Origin of the sequence: Natronorubrum thiooxidans (assembly GCF_900156475.1) — an archaeon.
GTDB lineage: Archaea > Halobacteriota > Halobacteria > Halobacteriales > Natrialbaceae > Natronorubrum > Natronorubrum thiooxidans.
In genome coordinates this window covers 1-1,357 of sequence record NZ_FTNR01000057.1, presented here as the reverse complement: position 1 = coordinate 1,357, position 1,357 = coordinate 1, and the positions used below count along the sequence as shown (strand labels likewise).

Below are 1,357 nucleotides of genomic sequence, written 5' to 3'. Positions count from 1 at the left end.
CGTCTTTAGTTAGGAGACGAATCGCGTGACAGCGGCGGCTTATCGAGGTATGTTTGCGGAAGGAACGAGGAGGCGGCAAGTGTGCACCAAGACGCCTCCTCATCTCGGATTATGCGTCGGCTCACTACATTGTTTTCCTCTGAGTTCCTCGAAGAGCACGCCGAGGAACTCGGCGTGGTCGAACGTGACCGCAAGCTCCAGATCCCTGCCTTCGTCTGGGCATTCGTGTTCGGCTTCGCCGCAGGCGAAAGCCGAACACTCGCTGGCTTCAGACGAAGCTATAACGCCACCGCTGACGAGCCGATCTCTCCAGGCGGTTTCTATAACCGGTTAACGCCCTCTCTCGCGGAGTATCTCTGCGACCTCGTCGAGGTCGCGCTCGACGAGGTCGCTGTCCCGGATACAGTCGATGCAGATTTTGACCGATTCCGTGATGTGATAGTCGCTGACGGGACAATCCTGCGGTTACATCGGTTTCTCGCTGATGCGTACGAACCACGGAAAGGGGAGCAGGGTGGAGCGCGGCTCCACCTGCTCCACAACGTCACTGATCAGACGATCGACCGGTTCAGCGTCACTGACGAAAAAGCACACGACAGCACGGAGTTTGACACGGGTCCGTGGCTCAAAGACCGGTTGGTACTGTTCGATCAAGCGTACTTCAAGTACCGCCGTTTCGCACTGATCGACGAGAATGACGGCTACTTCGTGAGTCGGCTCAAATCAAACGTGAACCCGGTGATAACCGGAGAATTACGGGAATGGCGTGGCGACGCCATTCCCTTGGAGGGTGAGAAAGTCCACGACGTGGTTGATGACCTCTATCGGCAGTATATCGATGTTGAGGTCGAAGCAGAATTCCAGCGCAGAGAGTATGCAGGGACGCAGTCGTGGGACACGAAGACGTTCCGCGTCGTCGGCGTCCGCAACAAGGACGCCGACGACTACCATCTGTATATCACGAATCTCCCGCGAGAAGAGTTCTTACCGGCAGACCTAGCGACAATCTACCGCTGCAGATGGGAAGTTGAGTTGTTGTTCCGCGAACTCAAGACGCAGTACTCGTTGGACGAGTTTTCCACGAGCAAGAAGCACGTCGTTGAGATACTGCTGTACGCGGCGTTGCTGTCACTGCTGGTCAGCCGTGATCTGTTGGATCTGGTCACCGAGCAGGCAGATGATGAGCTCGTGTTTCCACCAGAACGCTGGGCGGCGACCTTCCGGTCGCACGCCCAGCTCATCCTTCACGAACTCGGTGAACACCTCGGTTACTCTCCGCCACCGTTGCTGGAACGGTTGATCGACGACGCTCAGAAGATACACCAACAACGACCGATACTCCAAGAGAGGCTCGCTA

The 1,357-nt window shown here is 56.7% G+C and carries 1 protein-coding gene; it reads left to right on the top strand.

The features are described 5' to 3' along the window. Window positions 1-111 precede the first annotated feature (111 nt). Window positions 112-1,357, top strand: a 1,246-nt coding sequence (locus tag BW940_RS20780; protein WP_076611044.1) for an IS4 family transposase, incomplete at its 3' end; no start/stop codon positions are given.